26 protein-coding genes are annotated in these 22,639 nt (G+C 39.7%); 11 read left to right on the top strand and 15 right to left on the bottom strand.

Going from position 1 to position 22,639, the window contains the following annotated elements:
• Positions 1-46: 46 nt before the first annotated feature.
• Positions 47-283 (bottom strand): hypothetical protein, encoded by a 237-nt coding sequence (locus AC1Q59_RS01655; protein WP_492364030.1) that lies wholly within the window; start codon positions 281-283, stop codon positions 47-49.
• Positions 284-319: 36 nt separating this feature from the next.
• Positions 320-589 carry a hypothetical protein gene (locus AC1Q59_RS01650; protein ID WP_492364029.1) on the bottom strand — a complete coding sequence of 90 codons (270 nt, stop codon included), beginning with the start codon at positions 587-589 and terminating at the stop codon, positions 320-322.
• Between the two features lie 73 nt (positions 590-662).
• On the opposite strand from AC1Q59_RS01650, the gene AC1Q59_RS01645 reads away from it, so the two are divergent.
• On the top strand, positions 663-1,142 hold the full coding sequence (locus AC1Q59_RS01645; protein WP_492364028.1) for an Hsp20/alpha crystallin family protein: 480 nt from the start codon (positions 663-665) through the stop codon (positions 1,140-1,142).
• Positions 1,143-1,144: 2 nt separating this feature from the next.
• Here the strand turns inward: AC1Q59_RS01645 and AC1Q59_RS01640 are convergent, their stop codons facing one another.
• Positions 1,145-1,312: a hypothetical protein gene (locus AC1Q59_RS01640; protein ID WP_492364027.1), complete on the bottom strand. Its 168-nt coding sequence runs from the start codon at positions 1,310-1,312 to the stop codon at positions 1,145-1,147.
• A gap of 111 nt (positions 1,313-1,423) precedes the next feature.
• Between AC1Q59_RS01640 and AC1Q59_RS01635 the strand changes: the two genes are divergently transcribed.
• The 5 genes from AC1Q59_RS01635 to AC1Q59_RS01615 all read left to right on the top strand — a co-directional run bounded on the left by AC1Q59_RS01635 (position 1,424) and on the right by AC1Q59_RS01615 (position 5,594).
• A complete protein-coding gene (locus AC1Q59_RS01635) occupies positions 1,424-2,269 on the top strand; it encodes a hypothetical protein (protein ID WP_492364026.1) in 846 nt (281 codons plus the stop codon).
• Positions 2,270-2,466: 197 nt separating this feature from the next.
• Positions 2,467-3,906, top strand: a complete 1,440-nt coding sequence (locus AC1Q59_RS01630) for an alanine/glycine:cation symporter family protein (RefSeq protein WP_492364025.1) — start codon at positions 2,467-2,469, stop codon at positions 3,904-3,906.
• 120 nt (positions 3,907-4,026) lie between these two features.
• A complete protein-coding gene (locus tag AC1Q59_RS01625; RefSeq protein ID WP_492364024.1) occupies positions 4,027-4,794 on the top strand; it encodes a YybI family spore inner coat protein in 768 nt (255 codons plus the stop codon).
• Between the two features lie 93 nt (positions 4,795-4,887).
• Complete coding sequence (locus AC1Q59_RS01620) at positions 4,888-5,367, top strand: staygreen family protein (protein ID WP_492364023.1); 480 nt, start codon at positions 4,888-4,890, stop codon at positions 5,365-5,367.
• A 92-nt stretch (positions 5,368-5,459) separates the two neighbouring features.
• On the top strand, positions 5,460-5,594 hold the full coding sequence (locus AC1Q59_RS01615; protein WP_492364022.1) for a hypothetical protein: 135 nt from the start codon (positions 5,460-5,462) through the stop codon (positions 5,592-5,594).
• A gap of 583 nt (positions 5,595-6,177) precedes the next feature.
• Here AC1Q59_RS01615 and AC1Q59_RS01610 read toward each other — a convergent pair.
• The 7 genes from AC1Q59_RS01610 to AC1Q59_RS01580 all read right to left on the bottom strand — a co-directional run bounded on the left by AC1Q59_RS01610 (position 6,178) and on the right by AC1Q59_RS01580 (position 11,745).
• Positions 6,178-7,107 (bottom strand): LAGLIDADG family homing endonuclease, encoded by a 930-nt coding sequence (locus tag AC1Q59_RS01610; RefSeq protein ID WP_492364021.1) that lies wholly within the window; start codon positions 7,105-7,107, stop codon positions 6,178-6,180.
• A 91-nt stretch (positions 7,108-7,198) separates the two neighbouring features.
• On the bottom strand, positions 7,199-7,810 hold the full coding sequence (gene wrbA, locus AC1Q59_RS01605; RefSeq protein ID WP_492364020.1) for an NAD(P)H:quinone oxidoreductase: 612 nt from the start codon (positions 7,808-7,810) through the stop codon (positions 7,199-7,201).
• A 129-nt stretch (positions 7,811-7,939) separates the two neighbouring features.
• Positions 7,940-8,557 (bottom strand): alpha/beta hydrolase, encoded by a 618-nt coding sequence (locus AC1Q59_RS01600; RefSeq protein ID WP_492364019.1) that lies wholly within the window; start codon positions 8,555-8,557, stop codon positions 7,940-7,942.
• 18 nt (positions 8,558-8,575) lie between these two features.
• On the bottom strand, positions 8,576-9,514 hold the full coding sequence (locus AC1Q59_RS01595) for a ring-cleaving dioxygenase (protein WP_492364018.1): 939 nt from the start codon (positions 9,512-9,514) through the stop codon (positions 8,576-8,578).
• 157 nt (positions 9,515-9,671) lie between these two features.
• Positions 9,672-10,568 carry an NAD(P)-dependent oxidoreductase gene (locus AC1Q59_RS01590; protein ID WP_492364017.1) on the bottom strand — a complete coding sequence of 299 codons (897 nt, stop codon included), beginning with the start codon at positions 10,566-10,568 and terminating at the stop codon, positions 9,672-9,674.
• A 4-nt stretch (positions 10,569-10,572) separates the two neighbouring features.
• Entirely contained in the window at positions 10,573-11,346 is a 774-nt protein-coding gene (hyi, locus tag AC1Q59_RS01585) for a hydroxypyruvate isomerase (protein WP_492364016.1), read from the bottom strand.
• 15 nt (positions 11,347-11,361) lie between these two features.
• Positions 11,362-11,745 (bottom strand): VOC family protein, encoded by a 384-nt coding sequence (locus tag AC1Q59_RS01580; protein WP_492364015.1) that lies wholly within the window; start codon positions 11,743-11,745, stop codon positions 11,362-11,364.
• Positions 11,746-11,915: 170 nt separating this feature from the next.
• Here AC1Q59_RS01580 and AC1Q59_RS01575 point away from each other — a divergent pair, with 170 nt between their 5' ends.
• Both AC1Q59_RS01575 and AC1Q59_RS01570 read left to right on the top strand, forming a co-directional pair.
• Positions 11,916-13,517, top strand: coding sequence for an FMN-binding glutamate synthase family protein (locus tag AC1Q59_RS01575; RefSeq protein ID WP_492364014.1), 1,602 nt, complete (start codon positions 11,916-11,918; stop codon positions 13,515-13,517).
• Positions 13,518-13,646: 129 nt separating this feature from the next.
• Positions 13,647-15,062, top strand: coding sequence for a LysM peptidoglycan-binding domain-containing protein (locus AC1Q59_RS01570; protein ID WP_492364013.1), 1,416 nt, complete (start codon positions 13,647-13,649; stop codon positions 15,060-15,062).
• 35 nt (positions 15,063-15,097) lie between these two features.
• On the opposite strand, the gene AC1Q59_RS01565 is transcribed toward AC1Q59_RS01570, so the two are convergent.
• Both AC1Q59_RS01565 and AC1Q59_RS01560 read right to left on the bottom strand, forming a co-directional pair.
• A complete protein-coding gene (locus AC1Q59_RS01565; RefSeq protein ID WP_492364012.1) occupies positions 15,098-15,250 on the bottom strand; it encodes a hypothetical protein in 153 nt (50 codons plus the stop codon).
• Positions 15,240-15,632 carry a hypothetical protein gene (locus tag AC1Q59_RS01560; protein WP_492364011.1) on the bottom strand — a complete coding sequence of 131 codons (393 nt, stop codon included), beginning with the start codon at positions 15,630-15,632 and terminating at the stop codon, positions 15,240-15,242. Before AC1Q59_RS01560 ends, AC1Q59_RS01565 begins: the two co-directional genes overlap by 11 nt.
• 198 nt (positions 15,633-15,830) lie before the next feature.
• Here AC1Q59_RS01560 and AC1Q59_RS01555 point away from each other — a divergent pair, with 198 nt between their 5' ends.
• The 3 genes from AC1Q59_RS01555 to AC1Q59_RS01545 are packed head-to-tail and all read left to right on the top strand — an operon-like array spanning position 15,831 to position 19,688.
• Positions 15,831-17,417, top strand: a complete 1,587-nt coding sequence (locus AC1Q59_RS01555; protein ID WP_492364010.1) for a spore germination protein — start codon at positions 15,831-15,833, stop codon at positions 17,415-17,417.
• Positions 17,404-18,585 (top strand): Ger(x)C family spore germination protein, encoded by a 1,182-nt coding sequence (locus AC1Q59_RS01550; RefSeq protein WP_492364009.1) that lies wholly within the window; start codon positions 17,404-17,406, stop codon positions 18,583-18,585. The genes AC1Q59_RS01555 and AC1Q59_RS01550 overlap by 14 nt, the downstream gene beginning before the upstream one ends.
• Positions 18,582-19,688 (top strand): GerAB/ArcD/ProY family transporter, encoded by a 1,107-nt coding sequence (locus tag AC1Q59_RS01545; protein ID WP_492364008.1) that lies wholly within the window; start codon positions 18,582-18,584, stop codon positions 19,686-19,688. Before AC1Q59_RS01550 ends, AC1Q59_RS01545 begins: the two co-directional genes overlap by 4 nt.
• 43 nt (positions 19,689-19,731) lie before the next feature.
• Here AC1Q59_RS01545 and AC1Q59_RS01540 read toward each other — a convergent pair whose 3' ends face one another.
• The 3 genes from AC1Q59_RS01540 to AC1Q59_RS01530 all read right to left on the bottom strand — a co-directional run bounded on the left by AC1Q59_RS01540 (position 19,732) and on the right by AC1Q59_RS01530 (position 22,619).
• Complete coding sequence (locus tag AC1Q59_RS01540; RefSeq protein WP_492364007.1) at positions 19,732-20,523, bottom strand: HAD family hydrolase; 792 nt, start codon at positions 20,521-20,523, stop codon at positions 19,732-19,734.
• A 66-nt stretch (positions 20,524-20,589) separates the two neighbouring features.
• Entirely contained in the window at positions 20,590-21,297 is a 708-nt protein-coding gene (locus AC1Q59_RS01535; RefSeq protein ID WP_492364006.1) for an MOSC domain-containing protein, read from the bottom strand.
• A 107-nt stretch (positions 21,298-21,404) separates the two neighbouring features.
• Positions 21,405-22,619 carry a CaiB/BaiF CoA transferase family protein gene (locus tag AC1Q59_RS01530; RefSeq protein ID WP_492364005.1) on the bottom strand — a complete coding sequence of 405 codons (1,215 nt, stop codon included), beginning with the start codon at positions 22,617-22,619 and terminating at the stop codon, positions 21,405-21,407.
• Positions 22,620-22,639 lie beyond the last annotated feature (20 nt).

Below are 22,639 nucleotides of genomic sequence, written 5' to 3'. Positions count from 1 at the left end.
GCATGGCAGTGCAGGGATCTTTTTTTTTATAAGTTTTTTACTCCTGTTAAATGGCACTTGCCTTAGCTGAATTTGTATCGTTTATGTCGGAGTCGTTTTGCAAAATCATTGGTACATTTGAAAAACAAAAATCCCCGTTTTCCTCTCCGAAACCTTGATTTTGTTTATTAGACATCATGGTATCTATATGCTGATTTGGTCCAAGACTTGTTGAAGCACCGCGATCCATTACATTCACCTTAAATACAAGCAAATTGACAAATACTGGTCCAAAAAAAACCATCTTCCACCTCCGAAATATGTCTTCGCACTGGGGCAGCTAACTTTCCCGAGACGGCGGGTCTATCCCTATGTCCCGGCTTAATTTTTGAAAGGTAGCAGGGCTGTCGATTTGATCCCTGTCATCTACACAGCTTTTTGTGCCAATAAAGCCGCTCTCATCGCCGAAATTTTGCCCAAAACCTTGAGTTTTTTTATCGGAGTTATTCCAATCTGCTAATAAATTTTGTCCAATATTCACCGCTGAGGCATTTTCAAAGGAATTAATTTTTAATAGGAAAATATTAATGTTAATAGATGCACCTGCCATTTGATGGAGCCACCTCCTTAACGAACTATATTCAAAATGACCGATATTATGATTTAAGAAGGGAGGAAACTGGATGGATTTCGATAAATTAAAGCAATGGCTTGAGCTGGCCAGGAAGTATCAAACAGGCGATTTTTGGAATGGGATTTTTGATCAATCCACCTTAAATCAATTTATGAAGGAAAATATGGACATGGGCACTTCGGGACCCGAGAGCTCAGCCAATCCTTTTTCCCAAAATCCAACATTTCCTAAAGTGGATATATATATGACGGATTCTGAGATTATTATCCTTGCAGATTTGGCCGGATTTAAAAAAGAAGATCTGCACGTATCTGTATCAGGAAATAAGCTATTGATAAAAGGAACAGCTTCGCCTATAGCTGGTATCCAGCCTATTCTTCAGGAAAGATTTCAAGGCCCGTTTCAGCGGACTGTAGATCTGCCAGAACCAACAGATTCAAATAGGATTAAAGCTGCATTTAAAGACGGTTTGCTTACGCTCACATATAAAAGGCTGAACATACAGGAAGAGAGAGTACCAATCGAGTAGGCCTAGCCTTGTTTGCTTGATTGTGCATCCATAAAGTCTGAATCATCTATAGCTAACTTTTGATTGTGTAATACAACAAAATCTCCATTCTGTTCACCAAAGCCCTCTACACGGCGATTTTTCACATGATTTCCAATTTGCATGGTTGAACTTACTGAAAGCTTAGCCAATCTGTCAATGCTATTTATTTTCACATTGAAAATAGAAATATTTGTTAGGCTGTTAATGATTAAGCCCCCCTTTCGAAAAATTTATAAAGTGAAAAAATGTGAGGAATTCATATGCCTATAAAAGGATTATTCAAGCAAAATCAAAATAATGAAAATATAAATGAGAAAATGGCTGAACTTGAAAAAAAATACTTGAAACTAAATGCACTTGAAGTTAGGGTAAATAAGCTTGAAAAGCTTGAGGGAAAAATGTATTCCATTTTAAAATGGAAAGACGAAAACAAAGCGAATAAATTAAATGCAAACAGACAATTCGATAATAAACCTTTATATCCAGAAGATAAGATTCATGCTTCCATCCATAGAAAAGTTGATCCTCTTATTGAAAGGATTGACACTTTAGCCACAAGTATAGCCGCATTGGAAAACCAGTTCTCTGTGTATAAAAGCTCTGATTCTGCTATTTTTAACCGTTTAGAAGAATTAGAGGAGGCAAATAGCCTTGAGCAAATTAACATGCTGATTACTTATATACAGGAACTTGAAAATAAAATTTTATTACAAAATCAAAGGGAAGAATCGATGCTTGCCCGCCTAGAGTCCTTGGAGGAAAAAGTTTCTGCAGCTTCACGTGAAGAAAAGGTAAGTGAACAGCCAGTTGTTATTAATGAAGTTCGCATTGATAAATTTTATTTAGATAAATATGAGCAAAACAACAATATTGCTCAGCTTGGGATAAAAGATCTAAGCGGTGCTCTAAATATTGGTGCCACTTACGGGAAAGATACCATACCAAAAGAGGTGTCAGACCAGATTAAAGAAGATTTGCAGGAAATGACTTCATTGAAAGCAGAAAAAGGGGACAATAAACAAACAGATGAATCTGAGTCTTCATCATCTGAAGAGCCGTTTGACCCAGAGGAATTTACCGAGATCCCAATTGACTTTCAAGATTAGATTTAAGTACAGACACGTAATATTGGAGAATCGCCCATTCAAAAATTAGTTAATTTTATTACTGACATTATTTTTGAATGGCTGGTTTTTAATATGTATGGAAAGTTTTACCTTACATAAAATTATAGGTAGTATAATAAATTTTATTTTGATATAGTTTTACAATACGGGTAAAAAAACATCAAGGGAGGAGTTTTATGGATTTAGTATTAAAAGGTTTAGAATCTGGCGTTACTTTTTTGAATGATTTAGTCTGGACTTATATCCTAATTGCTGTATTAATTGTACTGGGATTGTATTTTAGTATTAAAAATAATTTTGTACAATTTCGTTATTTTGGCGAAATGTTCAGGATCCTTGGCGATAAGTCAATGATTACCGCAGAGGGCAAGAGAGGAATCTCTTCTTTTCAAGCCTTTTGTATTAGTGCCGCCTCCCGAGTCGGTACAGGAAACATTGCTGGTGTAGCAACTGCGATAGCTGCCGGCGGTCCCGGGGCTGTATTTTGGATGTGGGTCATTGCTTTCCTCGGCGCAGCATCCAGTTTTGTTGAAAGTACGTTAGCGCAAATTTACAAGGTGAAGGATAAGGATGGATTCCGCGGCGGCCCTGCCTATTACATGGAAAAGGGTCTGAATATGCGCTGGATGGGTATTATTTTTGCCGTTATTATTACGTTCTGCTTTGGCCTTGTCTTTAATTCGGTACAATCAAATACAATCTCAATTGCCTTTAACGAGGCATTTGGCACTGGTCGGCTTACCATTGGATTAATCCTTGCCGTGCTAACGGCTGTGATTATCTTTGGGGGAGTCAAACGCATTGCCCATGCATCACAAATTATTGTGCCTGTTATGGCAGTTATCTATCTAGTCATTGCTATTATCGTTGTTCTATTAAATATTACTGAGATTCCCCAATTGATTGTGATGATTGTTAAAGGCGCGTTCGGAATAGAACAGGCTGTTGGCGGAACCTTTGGAGCTGCGATTATGATGGGAATTAAACGAGGTTTGTTCTCCAATGAAGCTGGTATGGGAAGCGCTCCTAATGCAGCAGCTACTGCAGCTGTCTCCCATCCTGTTAAACAAGGATTAATTCAGACCTTAGGTGTTTTTGTTGATACCATTTTAATCTGCTCTGCAACTGCCTTTATGATCTTGCTTTACAGTAATTTCTCCACATCAGGCTTAACAGGCATTGAATTAACACAGGCTGCAATGACAGAACATATGGGTTCTTGGGCTTCAATATTTGTTGCTGTAGCGATTTTCCTATTCGCATTCAGTTCCGTTATCGGAAATTACTACTATGGCGAAACCAATATTGAGTTTATTAAAAATAGTCCAACAGCTTTATTTATCTATCGTTTAGCTGTTGTAGGCATGGTGGTTTTTGGTGCTGTTGTTGATTTAGCGATTGTCTGGAGTTTAGCTGATTTATTTATGGGCATCATGGCTTTAATTAACCTGGTAGCGATTGTGATGCTGGGAAAAGTCGCTTATGCTGCCTTGAAGGATTATAAGGCACAGCGGGATCAAGGGAAAGACCCTGTATTTTATGCAGATTCCATTCCTGGATTAAAGGGAATCGAGTCTTGGGAAACAAAAGAAGAAGCATTAAAACAACAAAATTAATTTTTTAGCCTCCTGTTTTTGGCAGGGGGCTTTTTAAATGGAAGAAAATTCTCTGTATTACATTTATTTTCCAAAAACGGGCAAGCTAATTTTGTAAGACTGTTCGCGGAGGGAATGTAAATGAAAAAAGAAATGATTTTTGCTTTAGCAGCCTTATTCTTTCTCTCGATGTCAGCTTTGAATAGTGTAAATGCGGGTGAAAAGGATAAAAACAAATTTATTGAAATCTGCGAAGAAAAGGCTGATGTAACGGGGGATGGCATAGAGGACAAAGTTACTATTAAAGGTCTGCCATATGATGAGGGAACAGAGTTCTTGAAGGAAATCCAACTAGAAATTGCTGCTTCTAATAACAAACAGTATAAAATTGAGGCTGATGGAGGATTTGAACCAAGAGCTAAGTTTCTGGACCTTAATCATGATGGAGTGAAAGACATTTTTCTGACTGTAAATACAGGCGGCAGCGGAGCTATTACAAACCATTATTTATATTCATTAAAGGATTTTAACCTTATTGATTTAACTGTTCCAGACCCGCTTATTATTAACAGCCAATTTCTTGATGGTTATAAAGCAAGCATAACTATAGAACAAACTGGAGAATCGTTAACATTTAACTTAGAAGATAGAGCAAAAGATTATGAGCAAATGGGGCTATATCAAAATGGCAAATTAAGTGAGCCTGCAGAATTAATGGTCGATCCCTATTCTGTTCTTAAGCCTATTAAGGTTAATGGAGATCAATACGGATTAAAAGGAATTCAGGCTATAAGCGGTGCTTATCACGCTGATGGGATTGCATATGTTGAATCCACATGGTTTTACGAAAAGGGAAATTGGACATTAAAAGGCACAAAGGTCGTTTTAGCTAAACCATACAAAAAATAAGGGCCAAGTAGGCGGTTGTCACATTCGGTAATATTTAACATAAAATATGGTAAGCATGGTTCCTGCAATATTCGCTTAAGGGGGTTGCTTATCATGAAACTATTGGATCCGTCAAAATTAAATGTGGTTTTTTTGCCGCCCATTACAGAATTCAGGGCTGTTGACCAAAGAAAGTATACACTGGCACAATCCAAAACAACGGGTGATTTGCTGCTGACTGTAGGATACCGGTATGACCACCAATTGATAAACAAACAATATCGTGATGAAATTCTTGCAGAATGGATTCCGCAAATGGGCCAGTATGTGCTTTGCGGGAAGATTTTTGTGAGTGATGAGGATTATGACAAACAGTATGCACAAATCCGATATATGATTTTTCAGAGAGAAGCCGAGAAGACATTGTCAGCTATTGTTTATGGTGATCGTAATCTTTATGTCAATTACCCATGGCTTTTGGATTCACCAATCTATATTCAGTTTGAATCAAATTATGATGAGTACAATAAAATCCTATATTTTGGTACACCTAGACACTATTTAAATTCTATTGTAGAAACTGTTAATACTTAATGAACACAGGGGCAAATACCTGTGTTTTTTTCTGTAAAATCATATTAATCCATTGTCGGGCACACAATAATAAGCAAAAGGGGAGTGACAGCATGAAAAAACAAAATAGGCGAAAGCAAAAGTTAAGTTACGAGTCTGATGGCAAAATGGGAAAAAGCATAATACAAAAAGGCAATAAAAATGAAGGTGCGGCAATGTTTTTTAACAGCACACAAAATAGTGAATAATACATTATGTAAACTAGAATAAAAAAGGAAACGGGAAATGAAGATGGTTCCTGTTTCCTTTAGATAGAGTGTTATTTAGACTGGAAAGCTTAAATTGGCTGTGTTTGGTTAATAATTGATTGTTAAAGTTGCTAATAAATTTTTTTGTTGAATGTTGACCGTTGAACGAATCATTAAAGGATAATACGTAAATAAAAGATATCATCCTATAGATATGAAAAATTAAATTCTGTCTCAATATTTTAAGTATACTTAGCTATTGAGACAGTTCTTTCTTTTTGATTTATTACTTCCTATAATATATATTATGTAAACTAAAAAGTTTAAAAAAAGAAAAGGGATGTTTAATTTTGTCCCCTCTTATCCCATCCATAATTGTCTATATACTTTATACTAAATTCGATTAAATCATTAATAAAGACTCCATTCATCTTAGCAATTTTTTTAACTTCCTCTAATAATTCTTTATCAAAAGTAGTTTTATATTGAATACGGTCGGTTGGTCTTGTGTAGTGCAATAAATTCAGATCGTGTGAAACTATGTCGTTTAAACCTTTTTCGATTAAAAAATTTTTTGGAACATTTAGTTTAGCGGCTTTTTCATCAAGTTTTTTAATACTTCTAGGCTAATATTGGTTCTAAAGGATATTCTAGATGTGTCTGTATGTATTAACTTCCCATTCATTAATTTCCACCTAGGTATATTGAGATAATCATCTTGATAATAAAAACGATCAGAATGCTGTGTCATATAAATTCTTTTATGTATGACAAAATTATCATTATTTATATTTTGATAAATAATGGAGGATAGAACTTTGAGTTGATTTTTCCCCTTAATCCAAACTCTATATAGGCAGTGACTTTTATGTCCTTCCATTGAATTTAATTCAGCTTTAATACCCCAAGATTGACATGTACTAACTAGCCCAAGTGCAAATTTAATGCTTCCAGTGGTGACGTTCATTGTATATCCTTCTTTATCTACCCAGCCATCCCCATCAATAACCCCTCTCACAAAAGAAGGCAGAAATTCTTCCGGTACATCTGGAAATGGAACGGTTAAAGATTTATTTGCTGTGATTCCCAGCAACTGCAGGTCCTTTTTTATTTCCTTTGAGTTAATGAGTAAGCTTGGCGTTGTTTTGGTCGGGCCAAATGGTGCGAGGATATAATCCGCCTCCGTATACTTGGCAATTAGATGCAGGATTCTTTCATCTTTTTGAGAAAATGTAATGCTGTGATTGCTGCTGTTGACATTTCCATCGGTAATAAATAAACCCAAAACCCACGCCATTTCATGTGTCCAGACCTTAAAGAAATTTTCATTAACTTGATGCTTTCGCGGCTGTCCGGACGATTTTTCGCGGTTCATTTCGGTCCCATGCTTGTATAAAACATTGCGAATGGCACGGTCCGATAATCCAGTGATTTCCGCCATTTTCTTAAATGGCGTTCCGCTTTTGTATAGCATAATGATAAAATCGTTTGTGATTCCAGGATTTCTTGGCATTCATATCCCCTCCCTATTTCCATTATACAAACATATGTTCGTAAATTCAATAACAGAAAAGCCAATCAAATAATTTTGATTGGCTTTTCTGTTATTGATTTGCCTTTTTCACCCATTCAGCAACCGTTACCGTACGTTTAGCCTGATGTTTAACAGCAGCTTGTACATCTTCAACCATTTTTCCATCTTGTCCTACAGTTACGCTCGTTCCATAAGGGTTGCCGCCTGAACTAAATGCAGACTGATCAGTATATCCTGGAGGAACAATGATAGCACCCCAATGCATCATACTTGTGTACAAGGATAAAATGGTCGCTTCCTGACCGCCATGTGAGTTTTGAGCAGAACTCATTGCGCTGACCACTTTGTTCGCTGTTTTGCCTGATGCCCATAATCCGCCTTGGGTATCAAAGAATTGTTTCATTTGTGATGGCATGTTTCCGAATCGGGTTGGCACGCTAAAGATAATGGCATCTGCCCACTCAATATCTGCTGAAGTGACAACTGGAATATCTTTTGTTGCTTCAGTTGTTGCTTTCCATATCTCATTTCCCTGGACAACTGATTCAGGTGCTAACTCTTCTACTTTAAACAATTTCACATTAGCGCCGGCTTCTTTTGCTCCTTCTTCGGCCCACTTCGATAATTGAACGTTAGTTCCGCCCATGCTGTAAAAAATTACGGCTAAATTTACATTGGTCATTTTTTCAGTCTCCTCTTTACTTGAATTTCCAAATAGTTTGGACCAAAACCCACCTGCCATACAAATTATCCCTCTCTTCTTAGAATTTATTCATAGCTGTTTTGGACTTTGAGAGAACGTTAGTATAGCTTATTTTTCACTGACAATAGTACTTATATACCATTTAGCTGCCGACTCAACTTCACCTATCGTTAATTGATGTCCACGGTTTTCCCAATGTATCTCAACCTTTGCCTTGGCATGCTCTAACAATGATTTCAGTTCGTTTGATTCTTCAGGTGAGCAAATCGGATCATTAGTACCAGCAGCAATGAACACGTCTGTTCCATTCAAATCCGGAAGATCAATCCCTCTTCTTGGCACCATCGGATGGTGAAGGATTGCACCTTTTAATGAGTGCTTATAGTGAAATAGCAGGCTTGCTGCAATATTGGCCCCGTTTGAATAGCCAATTGCGATTATATTGTTTCGATCAAATCCATATTGGTTAGCAGATTCATTTAAAAATTCATGCAGTTCTTTTGTGCGAAAAATAAGGTCTTCTTCATCAAAAATACCTTCTGCTAATCTCCGGAAGAAACGCGGCATGCCATTTTCTAATACATTACCGCGCACGCTTAATACCGCGGCCTGATCATCAATCATGCCAGCAAGCGGCAGAAGGTCGTTTTCATTTCCGCCTGTCCCGTGAAGCAGCAGTAAGGTTGGTCTGGATGGATCTTTCCCTTGCTTAAATATATGTTTCATTTATTTATCTCCCTTTTATTAATCTAATTCTCTCACTTCTATTGGAATCAGCCTGCGATTGAGCTGCTCCCGATATTTCTCATATTGTGGGGGAAGCATTAATTTTTCTCCGAGCCTCTCGGGTGTTTCATCAATAGCAAATCCTGGAGGGTCGGTGGCAATTTCAAATAGGATTTCCCCATGCTCTCTAAAGTAAACAGAATTAAAATAGTTTCGGTCCTGAACTGGTGTTACACCGTACCCATGTTCCCCAATGTATTGCTTCCATTCTAACTGGTCTTCATCATCACTCGCACGCCAAGCAATATGATGAACAGTTCCCACACCCATAGAACCTCTACGTCCAGCTGTTGTTTTCAAATCAACAATATTTCCGATATCTGCTGAAGATCGGAAGCGGATGAAGTCACCTTCCTGACCGATCCTCTCAAGTCCCATTAGATTTACTAACAGATCTGCTGTCTCCACTGGCTTCGCAGATAAAAGGATTGCTCCAGCGAAGCCTTTAATAGCAACGTCTGGTGTTACTTCGCCAAATGACCACGTATTAGGTTCACCTTCTTCCCTTTCAACAATCTCCAAGTGCAGGCCATGGGGATCATCGAATTGCAAGTACTGCTCCCCAAAGCGTTCGGACTTTGTAAAAGGAATACTGAATTTTTGGAGACGTTTTTCCCAGAAACCCACTGCGCCCTTTGGAACAGCGTAGGATGTTACCCCAACCTGGCCGTCCCCGATGATTCCTTGACGGGCGCCAGCCCATGGGAAGAATGTGATAATGCTGCCTGGCTTTCCGTCCTCTGTGCCAAAATAAAAATGGTAGGTGCCGGGATCATCAAAGTTGACCGTTTTTTTAACCAAACGCAAGCCTAAAACTCCAGCATAAAAATCGGCGTTCTCCTGTGGATGACCGACAATGGCTGTAATATGGTGTATCCCAGTTGTTTTCTTGCTCATTATTTTCACTCCTATTATAAGGATTAACTTAATTAAAATATCTTGAATTCGAGATAATTATAAACCTATTATTCTTTAGTGTCAACTTCTGCTATTTCTCATACTATTCCACATAGAAAAAGCACTAATCCAATATTGGATTAGTGCCAAAACAAAATCAATTCATGCTCTTTTTTATAATGACCCCGCAATCCTTTTCGAGCGGCTGAATGACTGCTGACATATCGTTATCTGCCAGGCCATGGCCGATCGCTCCTGCAAATGCTTCCTCTGCAAGCTGTCCCGTAAACTTGTTCATGCCAATTTCCTGCATTAATTGATTGGCTAGGTTCACATCTTTATGTACGTATTTGACCGCTCCGCCTGGTTCAAATTGGCGCGGAAAAACATATTGTTCCATGTGCCGTTCCAGTATACGGCTTTGCCCATAGCTTTGCTTTAAGATCTGATAAAGCTTTTCCGAATCTAAACCATATGCCGCACCTGTTACCATGGCCTCTGAGGCTGCAAGGGAATGGACAGCAACAAGATACTGATTAATTAGCTTGGCAATGCTTCCTGATCCTGACGGGCCGAGAAACTCGATGGTTTTGCCAAAGGATTTAATCATTGGCAAGATCACGTCATAGCCTTTTTGCTCTCCACCGACCATAATTGTCAAGGTTCCTTGTTCAATCCCTTCTGGTCCGCCACTTACAGGTGCATCCAGATAGGTTATCCCTTTTTCCTTCGCCACAGCAAAGACAGTTTTAGACGTATCTGGTCCGACTGTTGTAAAATCCGCGCAAATCATGCCAGGCTTCGCATGGTGGATGATGCCATTTTCCCCGAGATAAACCTCTAATACGTCTGCTGGCATGGATAGACAAGTACAAATCACTTCACACTGGCTTGAAAGGGATGGAATGGTCTCTGCTCGATTAGCGCCAAGATCAATGAGAGGCTTTACTTTTTCCGGTGAGCGATTATAAACCGTCACCTGGAAACCCGCCTGCAGCATTCTTTTGACCATTCTTGACCCCATGACACCCGTACCGATGAACCCAATATTCATTTGCCTACCCCTCCCTTAGCCAGTTAAAGCTATTTTCACTTTTACCGCTGGGGATATATTCTAACCCTATAAAGCCGTTATAGCTGTTCTTTTCTAAAAATTGAAAGACGTTCCGATAATTGATTTCCCCAGTTCCAGGCTGATGACGTCCAGGCACATCAGCGATTTGAACATGTCCGATAACATTCTTATATTTTTCGAATGTGGTAAGGAGATTGCCCTGGATTCTTTGCATATGATAAAAATCGTATTGCAGCTTTACATTTGGAAGATTTAATTCGGTAATTAAACTTACTGCTTCGTCGATATCAGACAAAAAGTACCCTGGCATATCAAAAGGATTGATAGGTTCAATTAATAAAGTCATATTATGTACTGCCATTTTTTCTGCCGCATACCTAATATTTTTCATAAAGGTTTCCTTTGCTTCATCCTTATGTATATCGGCAGACATTACTCCAGCCATGCAGTGGATAAGAGAAATATTTAACCCTTGAGCATAGGCTATGCCTTTTTCAACTGATGCTTTAAATTCTTCTGTCCGATCAGGGAAAATAGCAATGCCCCGCTCCCCATTGTCCCAATCCCCAGGAGGCAAATTGATTAATAATAGTGTGAGCTTTTGCTCCTCAAGTTCTCTTACTATCTCATCAATGCCATATTCATAGGGAAACTGGCACTCAGCAAACGAAAAGCCGCACTCTCTGGCCTTTTTAAATCTTTCTAAAAATGGCACTTCCGTAAATATGGTTGATAGATTCACAGCAAATCGATTCATAGGAAGCCTCCAGTTTTATTTACCTTTTTCAACAAACTGCAAAAATTCTTCATTTGGACCATAGAAAAGGATCATACGTCCGCCATCAATGGTTGGCTTCGGCTCATCGGAAGTAAAGGTAATTCCCTTATTCTTATAATAGGAGATCGCTTCATCGATGTTTTCGACAGTAAAAGCCAGATGGTTTACTACACTGTTTGAAGAATATTCCTTTGGCTCTTTGTCTCTAATTAGTTCAATTTCCATATCTTTTTGCTGTTCAAGATACAAAAAGGCCATTTCTCGTACAGCACTTTCCCCTCTTATTCTCAGCTTAAAGCCAAATAGTTCGCTATAAAAACTGATGGATTGATCCATATCCTTCACAATAATTGCAGTATGTTCCATTTTCGAAATCATTTTTATCTCTCCTTTTGCATGGTGTGATTCTTTTACTATTTTATCAGAAAAGGTGGAATATTTGTGAACCTTTTCTCTCATACTTTTCTAATAACCTAAGTTCCGGAATAAAGCTGAGTTTAAACGCGAAAAATAAACCAAATGAATGTATGGTGTATAGGAGGGGTTTAGTGAATATTGCAGATATTTTTATAATCATAGGGTTTGTTTTGTTTGCAGTCATAATAATTGGCCTTATATTATTTCTCTCAGGAATTCTGCTATTTGACCGTAATCAGAAGATGCATTCGATACTAAGAAATTACCCTGCTCTTGGGCGGGTCCGTTATTTTCTGGAAAAAATCGGCCCAGAAATGCGGCAATATTGGTTTAATAATGATACGGAGGGAAAGCCCTTTTCAAGGGATGATTACGAGCATATTGTCAAAAGCGCGAAATATCTCCGTGATGTAGTAGGCTTTGGCTCGAAGCGAGACTTTGATGAGGAAGGTTTTTATGTTCGAAATGATATGTTTCCAAAATTAACTGAGGAATTAAAGATGGATATGGATACGAATGTTCGCACAAAGAGATATCTTCTAGTAAAGGACCCGCTTTTTTCTCAGCGCGAAGAAAAATGGGAAAACAAAGAAACCTCTGCTTTTTTATTAAGCGATGAGGATGCTGTGGTAATTGGTCCAAACATTAAATATCCATTCAAACTTAAGGGACTAATCGGCATGTCTGCAATGAGCTATGGAGCACTCGGTCCCAATGCGATTACAGCGTTATCCGAAGGGCTCGGCATGGCAAAGGGCACCTGGATGAACACCGGTGAAGGCGGCCTCTCCCCTTATCATTTAAAAGGTGATGTTGACATCATTATGCAGATTGGTCCGGCGATGTTTGGCGTTCGAGATAAGAATGGAGAAATGGATTGGGATGAATTAAAAAGAAAAAGTGAGATCCCGCAAATAAAAGCCTTTGAATTAAAATTAGCCCAAGGTGCAAAAACACGCGGCGGGCATATTGATGCGGAAAAAGTAACACCCGAGATCGCAGATATTCGCAAGGTTGAACCTTTTAAATCAATTGATAGCCCGAACCGCTTCCGTCATCTGGCTGATATTCCATCCTTGTGCGAGTTCATTGAAAAAATAAGGAATCATACAGGGAAACCTGTTGGATTGAAGGTGGTCATTGGCGGCGTCGACAGTGTCGAAGAATTAGCCAAATATATGAAAGAAACGGGAAAAGGCCCTGATTTCATTACAGTTGACGGCGGTGAAGGCGGCACGGGTGCATCCTATCAGGAACTAGTTGACAGCGTTGGTCTGCCAATTAAATCGGCCCTGCCGATTCTTGTGTCTACCCTTGAAAAGTATGGCGTCCGGGACAAAGTAAAAATCATTGCTTCCGGGAAACTGTTTACTCCTGACCGAATAGCCATTGCTTTGGCCATGGGTGCAGATCTTGTCAATATCGCAAGAGGCTTTATGATTACTGTAGGATGCATTCAGACGATGAAGTGCCATTCCAATGCTTGCCCGGTAGGAGTAGCGACAACTGATCCCGACTTGCAAAAAGCATTGGTGATTGATGAAAAGAAATACCGTGTAGCTAATTATGTTGTTACTTTACGAAAGGGCTTGTTTCGAATAGCAGCTTCTGCAGGGTTGGAATCCCCTATTCATTTTCAGCCTAAACATATCATGTACAAGGATGATAAAGGTGTGGTTACCTCACTTGAAACCATTCTTCAGGAGATTAAATATAAATTGGGAGCAAGTTAAAAAGGAACTTTTAAAAAGCAGCTCACACAGCTGCTTTTTTTCTGGTCACATATCCGGCCTGTACAAGCACGAAGTCCAGCCCAACGAATATATTGCTACAAGATTGAATTATTCGTGGGAGTGATGGATATGAACATACATATCGTTCAGAGGGGCGATAGTTTGTGGAAAATAGCAAATTCCTATCAGTCGGATATGAATCAGATTGCTGCAGCCAATCAGCTTGAGAATCCGAATACACTTGTGGTTGGGCAGGCACTTGTCATTCCCGCTCCAATGACCACATATGTAGTTCAGCGCGGTGACACACTTTGGCAAATTGCCCAAAAGTACGGGGTTTCGGTTCAGAGTCTTGCAGAAGCTAATAGGCTGACTAATGCGTCAGTGATTTATATAGGCCAGGTTTTAAAAATACCAGTGCAAGTTTATACTATTCAATCAGGAGATACGCTTTGGAAGATTGCCCAAAGATTCGGAACGACAGTTGCTTCCATCATGCAAATGAATGGAATCACCAATCCAAATAACCTAATCGTCGGTCAGGTTATTACAGTGCCGGAAATAACAAAACCTGTTATCGATGTAAACGCTTATATAACAGGGACAGACCAAGATGCAATCAATGAAGTACGGAGCATTGGCGAGCATTTAACCTACCTTTCCCCTTTTACACATGCTGTTAAAGAGGATGGATCGCTTACAGTAATGAAGGAAGAGCAATTAATTGCAGCCGCTTGGCAGGAGCATGCAGCACCTCTCCTCTGTCTAACTAATTTCTCCGGAAACAAATTCAGTTCAGACCTCGCCGCATCGATTCTTCGCAATCCGGATTTGCAGGAAACCCTTATTACCAATATCATCAATACAATGAGATCCAAGGGATATTTAGGCTTAAATATTGACTTTGAGTATGTCTATCCGGAAGATCGCGAAAATTATAATGCTTTTTTGCGCCGGGTTGTGGCAAGGCTTCGTCCATTAGGACTTTTAGTATCAACGGCGCTGGCTCCTAAAATCACTGCAGATCAAAAGGGCTTGTTATATGAGGCACATGATTATAAAGCTCAAGGAGAAATCGTTGACTTTATTGTTCTAATGACCTATGAATGGGGCTGGGCTGGCGGCCGTCCATGGGCGATTGCCCCAATTAATGAGGTAGAAAAGGTACTCGATTATGCGGTGACAGTAATACCTAGAGAGAAAATTGTTATGGGTATGCCATTATATGGCCGTGACTGGAAAATCCCATGGGTTCAGGGCACGTTCGCAAAAACCGTTAGTCCTCAAGCAGCCATAAGGCTGGCAGCTAAATATGGGGCAGCTATTCAATATAATGAAACATATCAATCCCCATTCTTCCGCTACACTGATGAAAATGGACAGCAGCATGAGGTATGGTTTGAAGATGCCAGAAGTGTTCAGGCTAAATTTGATACGGTTAAACAATATGGACTGCGCGGCGTAAGCTATTGGGTGCTAGGAAATCCATTCCCGCAAGTTTGGCTCGTTCAGGACGAAAATTTCACAGCGAAAAAATTGATTTAAATGGAGAAAGCAGCTCAAAAAGCTGCTTTCTCTTATTAGCTCGGGTCTGCTTCATCATAAGATAATGTAACAACCTTCGTATATTCACCTTTTTTAACTTCTTCATTAGTTGCCTCTATGTCTAATTCTTCATGGTCATCCATGCCTGGAGCTATAATTGGCTTCGTATTTTCTATTTTATTTTCCACTGTTCTTATCTCCTAATGCATTCATTAGCTGGTCCACCTGTGGGGTTGGAGCTTTATTCTTATTGGCACCAGGTTTTTGTTTCGGATCAAGCTCACTGGCAAACTCCGCTAGTAAGGCCGCTGGAATTTGACCGCCTGCCCCAGTAGTTGGAGCTTTATTCATTGCATTTTTAACGGGCTGCATCGCTTTTTGAACTGGGGCCGCTGCCTTGCTGCTTAAAAACTTATTGACCATTACAGCAGCAGCACTCAAACCAAGCCCTATCAGCGGGGTCCAAATCATACTTCTGCTCTTCTTTTTCTTTTGCATACCCATCATTTGGGTCATTTCTTTCAATTTCCCTGTATTCAAAAGCGCAATCAGTGATTTGATCATGTCCATTTTTGCACTTCCTCTATAGAGAATTTTGGAAAGAGAGTTCTCCCTTTCACATAGGTATTTTCCCCATGCAGTAAAGTGTTCATCCTGGCAAAGTTTTCGTTTCGGCAAAGCTTTTTATCCATAGTTAAAGAATAGGTACATACAAGTTCAGTGATTTGGAAATATATACATATATGTATTGGCTGGAGGCGATTGGACATGTACAAGTTTCGTAAACCGAAAAGACTGCAAGAATTAAAAAAAATAGACCCAATCCCTTCTGACAAAAAATCAGAAATTTTAACTGCCAATGGCGAGTCAAATGGTGAGAAGATTAAAGAACTTTTTCAAAACTGTTCAGATTTTGTAGCTAAACAGGTTGATATTTCGGACCAATGCACCATAAGACTTTTTTATTTTGATGGCTTAGTGGACATTAAAACCCTTGATGAATTCATTCTAAAACCTCTTGTTTTAAAGCAGTTTCCAAAAGGTCATCATGAACATGAATCGATATACAGGCATATTGAACAAGAGCTCCTGTCCATCACACAGGTTAAGACTGCTTCAAATATGGAAGATCTCGTTACCGGCATTCTGCAGGCACAGATTGGAATGATTGTGGACGGCGAGAATAATGCTTTACTTGCTGATTTAAAGGGTTTTGAAAAAAGGTCGATCGAAGCCCCGACAACAGAAGTGACGATTCGCGGACCTAAGGATAGTTTTACGGAATCGATAAGAACCAATACAACACTTGTTCGCCGAAGAATCTGCAGCTCCAAACTAAAAATTGAAGCTTTTTCAATTGGGGAATACACAAAAACAAGAGTAGAAATGGCCTACATCGAAGGGATTGCCCCTGAATCACTTCTAAAAGAAATACGTGAAAGAATCAGCAGGATTCGAATTGATGCGGCTTTGGGGTCTGAATTTATTGAAGAATTTATTGAAGATGCTCCCCTTTCCCCTTTTCCGCAAATTCAAAATACAGAAAGGCCAGATATTGTTGCTGGGAATCTGATGGAAGGAAGGGTGGCTATATTTGTTGATAATACCCCTTTTACTCTCGTTATCCCCACCACATTTTGGAGCGGTTTGCAGGCTGTAGAGGATTATTATGAGCGGCCATTCTATACAACCTTTATCCGCTGGGTCCGCTATATCTTATTTAATATTGCTTTGTTCTTGCCATCATTATACGTTGCTCTATCGACCTTTCATCCGAAGCTGATCCCTACTCCGCTTTTAATCAGCATTGCTTCTGCCAGAGAAGGTGTGCCATTTCCTGCAGCAATTGAGGCGTTAATCATGGAGTTTGTTTTTGAGGGACTGCGGGAAGCGGGAATTAGGCTCCCTCAAGCAGTAGGTTCAGCGGTTAGTATTGTAGGTGCCCTTGTTATTGGACAGGCTGCAGTTCAGGCTGGCATTGTTTCAGCTCCTATGGTCATTGTTGTAGCGACTACAGGGATTGCATCGTTTGCTGTACCGCGATACAGCCTGGGTACAGCCTTTAGAATGATCAGATTTATCATGCTTCTTTTAGCGGGTATTCTGGGTCTTTATGGAATTGTCCTTGGCTTTATTGCTCTTATCATCCATCTTGTCAATCTTCGTTCTTTTGGCGTTCCTTATTTTAGCCCCATTGCTCCGCAAATACCACAAGGTTTTAAGGATGTGTTAATCAGAGCGCCAAGGTGGTCGTTTTACAGACGTCCTGCGTTGATAGCTGGGGAGAACGACAAACGTATTCCAAAAGGGCAAATGCCTAGTCCAAGCCAAGGGAAGAGTGATGATGAAAATTAACTTATACCTGCCTGTAATATTATCCATTTTAGTATTATCTGGTTGCTGGGACCGGGAAGAATTAAATGACAGAGCGATCTGGCTGGCAACAGGCTGGGATTTTGGAGAAGATGAGAAAATTATTATTAGCGGGCAAATCGTAGCACCGACAAATGCACAAACACAAAGCAGTCCTGGTGGAAAACAAAACTCATTTGTTGTTTCAGCAAAAGGGGATGACTTAGGGGACGCATTACAAAATTTACAGGCGAAGCTTTCAAGGAACGCATTCTTTGGCCAGCGGAGGGTGATATTTATAAGTGAAGAGTTTGCCAAACATGGGTTCAAATATAAATTCGATGCTAATAACCGCAGCGCTGATGTTAGTTTGCGTACAGATATATTTATTGTTAAAGACATGACCGCTCAAGAAGCGCTGAATTTCTCCTATCCCCTGGAGAACATATCTTCCATGGCAACACTTAAAGAGCATGAGAATTTTAGCGGCCGAGCAGGCAAAACATATTTAAGCCTCCTTAGGGCAGTAAGCAGCGAATCCCTCTGGCCAACAAGCCCATATGTGAAAAAGACAACGCTTGAAGAAGGTCAAGGCGGGAAAAAATCGGATGAAATATTAGAAATGGGCGGTGTCGGAATCCTTGACCGTGATTTGAAGCTTAAGGGATTCTTAAATGTGCAGGAAAATCGCAATCAGCTTTGGGTAGTGGGGCTTTTAAAAAAAGTGAACATTTCTGTTCCATTAAAAAAAGGGAAAGTCAGTGTTACTTTGACAAAACTCAATAGCAAGATTGAACCTGAACTTCAGAAAAGCAAGAAAGCAAAAATCAATATAAGTCTAACTGGTGAAGGAATTATTTATGAAAACAATACGAATTTAGATACGCGTAAATTAGGAAATCAAATATTAATAGAGAGGAAAATTGAAAAACAGGCAAAAAAGCAAGTGATGAAAACCATTACAAAAGTGCAAAAAGAATATGGTGCTGATATCTTTGGTTTTGGTGAAGTATTTTCTCGAAAAAAGCCAAAAGAGTGGCAATCGATACGACAGGAATGGGATCAGGTCTTCCCAGAAGCAGAAATCGCTATTAGAGTAAAGATTAAGATTAACGAAAAAGGGATGACAGGGCCAAATTTATTTGTCAATGAAAGTGGGAAGTCAAAATGAAAATTTCAAATCTGCAGCTTTTTTGGCTTCTTTTTTGCTTTGAAACCGGCAATACGATCTTAATTACAATTAGTCCAGCTATATTTAGGGCAAAACATGACGCATGGATTTCCTTTATCCTTGCTTCGGTTTTAGGAATAATGATTGTGTTTGTCGCAGCAAAAGCAGGTCTCCTCTATTCAGATCATACATTGATAGAATTCAGTCAGAAGATTTTTGGCAAATGGCTCGGGAAAGCCATTGTCCTATGTTACATTATTCAATGGTATTTGGTCCTTCCAAATATTATGGGTGAATTTGTCGAGTTCACCAAAATTATTCTTTTGGAATCTACACCGCCATGGGTGTTAATTATTACAATGGTCTTGCTCATTATTTATGGGTGCTATATTGGCGGCATTGAAGGAATTAGCCGCTGCAGTGAAGTGTTTGGTCCAATCATATTTTTATCAATTCTTTGTATGCTTGTTCTCTCAATTTCAAACATGGACGTTAATCGGATTATGCCAATATTATCGGACAAAGATTTTGGGGCTATCTTTCATGGCGGCTTAACGCCGTTATCATTTTTTGGTGAGTCAGTGGTTGTGCTGATGCTTATTTCCTTTATGGCAGAACCCAAAAAAGGCCCAAAGATAGCTGTTATCGCCTTGGTTATCTCTTCGATGCTCGTGACGTTTATGGCGCTAGCGGTCTTATTTATTTTTGGCGGGCAAGTGGCAGGAAATTTGCGATTCCCTGCTTTTGATGCGGCAAGTGTGATTTCTTTAATGGACTTTATTCAGAATCTGGAGATTTTAGCTGTGCTTATTTGGATCATCAGTGTATTTATCAAACTATCCGTATATGTCTTTGTTGCTTCCTATGGGACGGCGAAATTTTTTAAAATGAAAGATTGGCGAAAAATCATTTGGGTTGTGGGAGGTACTACCACTTTTCTAAGTATACTTGATGCCCAATATGCTTATTTTGGCGCAAACTTCCTTCATCGGTTTTGGATACCGTATGTGATGCCCATTAATATGATTGGTCTTCCCCTTTTAATGCTGGTCATTGGCAGTATACGCAAAAAGAAAAACAGCAATAAATCTGTTAGTACATAAATAGCCCCGGTATTTGCATAAAAAATACCAGGGCTTATTCCAATTATTTATTCAATTCATCTAAAATGGTAAAAATTTGTTCCAAATGCTGGATTTCATAAGCAGGGACTACTTCATTTCTTACCTTGTTATGACGATTTATCCAAACCGACCTGATACCAGCACGGTTAGCACCGAGTATATCCGTCATTAGATTATCGCCAACCATAATGGCATCGTCTTTCTCAATGGACATAAGTTTCAAAGCATGTTCAAAAATCGATGCATCCGGTTTTCCTTTGCCGAATGACCCTGAAATGACGATTTGATCAAAATATGGTACAAGCTCAGGGGTAATCGTTAATTTCGTATTTTGCAAATCGGGTGAGCCGTTGGTTAATAGAAGTAATTGATATTTACCTTTAAGCTTATCCAAAACCTCAAAGGTATCTTCGTAAATAAAAGGTGCTTTTCTGCGTTCCTCAGGAAAGCGCTCGCCTAATTCGCAGCCAAAATCAGGGTCATCAATTCCTATTTTTTTAAGCCCCAATGTCCATGCATCCCTGCGATAGTTCGGAACAATCTCCTTCATTTTTCTAAACTCATCATGATCGTCCAAAAAATTACCCCATAATCCTTCAAACGGATTAATGCCAATCATTTGCGTAAAAGCATAGGTTTCGTAGGAGGAATAAAGATTTCTTGCTGCTTCGCGAACAGCTACTTCAAGTTCAGAAGGATCAATGCTGCTGTATCTCTCATGTGCAGCCCTGCATGTTGCTGAAAATGCCTCTTTCACACTTTTTTGGTCCCATAAAAGGGTATCATCTAAATCGAAAAAAATAGCTTTTATCATGGTGTGCCTCGCTTTTCATTTATTCTATAAATATATGAATCTTTAAGATATTTCAGCCTAATCTATTTATTCGTTTGGCCCGATGACCCGTTTGCGGATGTTGGATGCTTCTCCGTTCACCCGTTTTTGCAGGGTGTTCTGCCAGCTTGGAGCAAGGAGTTCACATTTTGCCAGTCTTGCAGATAGCTCCATGTTATCCTTCTGGAAGTGCATGATGTCATTGCACTTGGCTATAGTCCATTCGGGATATGGGCGTTCTTGCAGTATGAGAGAATCCCCTGCTTGAACGTTTCCTTCTTTGAGGACACGAAAATACCAGCCTGTCTTCCCTGTATTTTGCACCCTTAGAGCGAGATCTTTCACTTTCCACCTTCTTGCAGGCTTCCAGCAAGGCTGTCTAGGCTGGGACACTTGAATGATGGCTTCGCCGGCTTGAAAAATATCTCCGATGGAAAGATCCCATTCGTTGATGCTGCCTATGGCAAAATTTTCGCCGAAAGCACCAATAGTGAAATTCTTTAGTTCAAGTTCTTTTTGCCAGTAATCATAATGGACCGCTGGATAAGCAAAGATCGCTTTTTCTGTTCCACCGTGATTGACAAGGTCTGCTTGTCCATCACCCTGTATATTTGTTTTGCTAGCATAGACAGCACCTTTGACGGGCTGCTTAACAATAGCGCTTTCCCATTCGCGATCCATCGGCCGGTTTGCATCCTTTTGCCCAAAACTTTGAGGTTTGCCAATTAAAATTTGCTCAATGAATGGAGTACTCATAGCTGTCGTCTCCCTGTATTAAATTTAATCCCATTATAACAAAAATTTGGATTGGCCCACAGAAAAAAAGAGGAATTGATAAGTTCAATTCCCCTTGGTTTTATGTTTTATCGTGTTTCTAGTTTTTTATTTTCTGATTGAATCGTTCCGCTAGTCTTTAGCTGTTCAATTTTTTCCTGGTCATATCCAAGCGCTGATAATATCTCATCAGTATTTTGCCCCAATTTTGGCGGAGCGGTTCTGATCTCAGCTGGAGACCCGCTTAATTCGAATGGCAAACGCGGCAGTTTGAAATTTTCAATATTGGTATGAGGCAGCTCTTTCCACATGTTTAGTGCTTGCGCTTGAGGGTCCTGAACAACTTCAGAGATTTTCTTAATCTTAGAACTTGGAACCCCTGCATCAGCAAGTAGCTTTACCCATTCATCCCCAGATTTGGATTGCAGGATATTTTCGATGGCTTCCTTCAGTTCTTCTCGATTCTCTACGCGATTTGGATTGTTTTCGAATCTTGGATCCTGTATCCAATCTTCTTTTCCAAGAACCCCACAAAGACGTTTAAACAGGGAGTTGTTTGAAATTCCGATCATGATATGTGAATCACCAGCTTGGAAAGCACCATAAGGAGCAAATGCAGTATGACCAGCCCCATTTTTCTTCGGCTCATTGCCTGTAGCCAGATAAGAAAGCATGTGATAACCCGTCCAGAAAACACCTGTTTCATATAAGGAGGTCGTTACAAGCTGTCCTTCACCTGTTTTTTGTTTATGCAGCAAGGCAGAAATAATGCCAATCGCTCCCCACATCGCACTGCCCTGATCCAATACAGACACTGGGACACGGGCAATTTCTGAACCCTCTGCTCCATTGATGCCGATAATGCCTGCATCAGCCTGGGCAATCGCGTCATAGCCTGGTCTTTCGCGGAGCGGGCCGGTTTGTCCATAGGCAGATAAAGCACAATATACTAATGAGGGGTTAAGCTCCTTTAATTTCTCATAGCCCAATCCCATTTTCTCTGCTTTTTGAAAGCGAAAGTTTTCAACAAATACATCTGCTGATTTCACCAGGTCATAGACGATTTGTTTGCCGCTATCCTGTTTTAAATCGACGACAATGGATTTTTTATTTCGGTTTATTTCTAAGAAGTATACACCTTCACCTTCCCAGAATGGGCCCATTCCTCTTGAATCATCACCGATATTTGGTCTTTCTATTTTAATAATTTCTGCCCCAAGATCGGCAAGAATCATCGTTAAGCTTGGACCGGAAATATTTGTTGTTATATCCACTACCTTAACACCGCTTAGTGGTCCTGGCATGGTAAAACCTCCTTCTTTAT

This window comes from Cytobacillus sp. MT66 (genome assembly GCF_058792595.1).
This window is presented reverse-complemented; position numbering and strand designations above follow the sequence as displayed.

Coding starts and splice junctions, on each gene's coding strand:
- AC1Q59_RS01635 (WP_492364026.1), top strand. CDS start 1,424: ATGCCTATAAAAGGATTATTCAAGCAAAATCAAAATAATGAAAATATA.
- AC1Q59_RS01595 (WP_492364018.1), bottom strand. CDS start 9,514: ATGAGCAAGAAAACAACTGGGATACACCATATTACAGCCATTGTCGGT.
- wrbA (WP_492364020.1), bottom strand. CDS start 7,810: ATGACCAATGTAAATTTAGCCGTAATTTTTTACAGCATGGGCGGAACT.
- AC1Q59_RS01530 (WP_492364005.1), bottom strand. CDS start 22,619: ATGCCAGGACCACTAAGCGGTGTTAAGGTAGTGGATATAACAACAAAT.
- AC1Q59_RS01560 (WP_492364011.1), bottom strand. CDS start 15,632: ATGGACATGATCAAATCACTGATTGCGCTTTTGAATACAGGGAAATTG.
- AC1Q59_RS01570 (WP_492364013.1), top strand. CDS start 13,647: ATGAACATACATATCGTTCAGAGGGGCGATAGTTTGTGGAAAATAGCA.
- AC1Q59_RS01655 (WP_492364030.1), bottom strand. CDS start 283: ATGGTTTTTTTTGGACCAGTATTTGTCAATTTGCTTGTATTTAAGGTG.
- AC1Q59_RS01600 (WP_492364019.1), bottom strand. CDS start 8,557: ATGAAACATATATTTAAGCAAGGGAAAGATCCATCCAGACCAACCTTA.
- AC1Q59_RS01590 (WP_492364017.1), bottom strand. CDS start 10,568: ATGAATATTGGGTTCATCGGTACGGGTGTCATGGGGTCAAGAATGGTC.
- AC1Q59_RS01545 (WP_492364008.1), top strand. CDS start 18,582: ATGAAAATTTCAAATCTGCAGCTTTTTTGGCTTCTTTTTTGCTTTGAA.
- AC1Q59_RS01555 (WP_492364010.1), top strand. CDS start 15,831: ATGTACAAGTTTCGTAAACCGAAAAGACTGCAAGAATTAAAAAAAATA.
- AC1Q59_RS01620 (WP_492364023.1), top strand. CDS start 4,888: ATGAAACTATTGGATCCGTCAAAATTAAATGTGGTTTTTTTGCCGCCC.
- hyi (WP_492364016.1), bottom strand. CDS start 11,346: ATGAATCGATTTGCTGTGAATCTATCAACCATATTTACGGAAGTGCCA.
- AC1Q59_RS01540 (WP_492364007.1), bottom strand. CDS start 20,523: ATGATAAAAGCTATTTTTTTCGATTTAGATGATACCCTTTTATGGGAC.
- AC1Q59_RS01645 (WP_492364028.1), top strand. CDS start 663: ATGGATTTCGATAAATTAAAGCAATGGCTTGAGCTGGCCAGGAAGTAT.
- AC1Q59_RS01550 (WP_492364009.1), top strand. CDS start 17,404: ATGATGAAAATTAACTTATACCTGCCTGTAATATTATCCATTTTAGTA.
- AC1Q59_RS01630 (WP_492364025.1), top strand. CDS start 2,467: ATGGATTTAGTATTAAAAGGTTTAGAATCTGGCGTTACTTTTTTGAAT.
- AC1Q59_RS01650 (WP_492364029.1), bottom strand. CDS start 589: ATGGCAGGTGCATCTATTAACATTAATATTTTCCTATTAAAAATTAAT.
- AC1Q59_RS01535 (WP_492364006.1), bottom strand. CDS start 21,297: ATGAGTACTCCATTCATTGAGCAAATTTTAATTGGCAAACCTCAAAGT.
- AC1Q59_RS01610 (WP_492364021.1), bottom strand. CDS start 7,107: ATGCCAAGAAATCCTGGAATCACAAACGATTTTATCATTATGCTATAC.
- AC1Q59_RS01625 (WP_492364024.1), top strand. CDS start 4,027: ATGAAAAAAGAAATGATTTTTGCTTTAGCAGCCTTATTCTTTCTCTCG.
- AC1Q59_RS01580 (WP_492364015.1), bottom strand. CDS start 11,745: ATGATTTCGAAAATGGAACATACTGCAATTATTGTGAAGGATATGGAT.
- AC1Q59_RS01615 (WP_492364022.1), top strand. CDS start 5,460: ATGAAAAAACAAAATAGGCGAAAGCAAAAGTTAAGTTACGAGTCTGAT.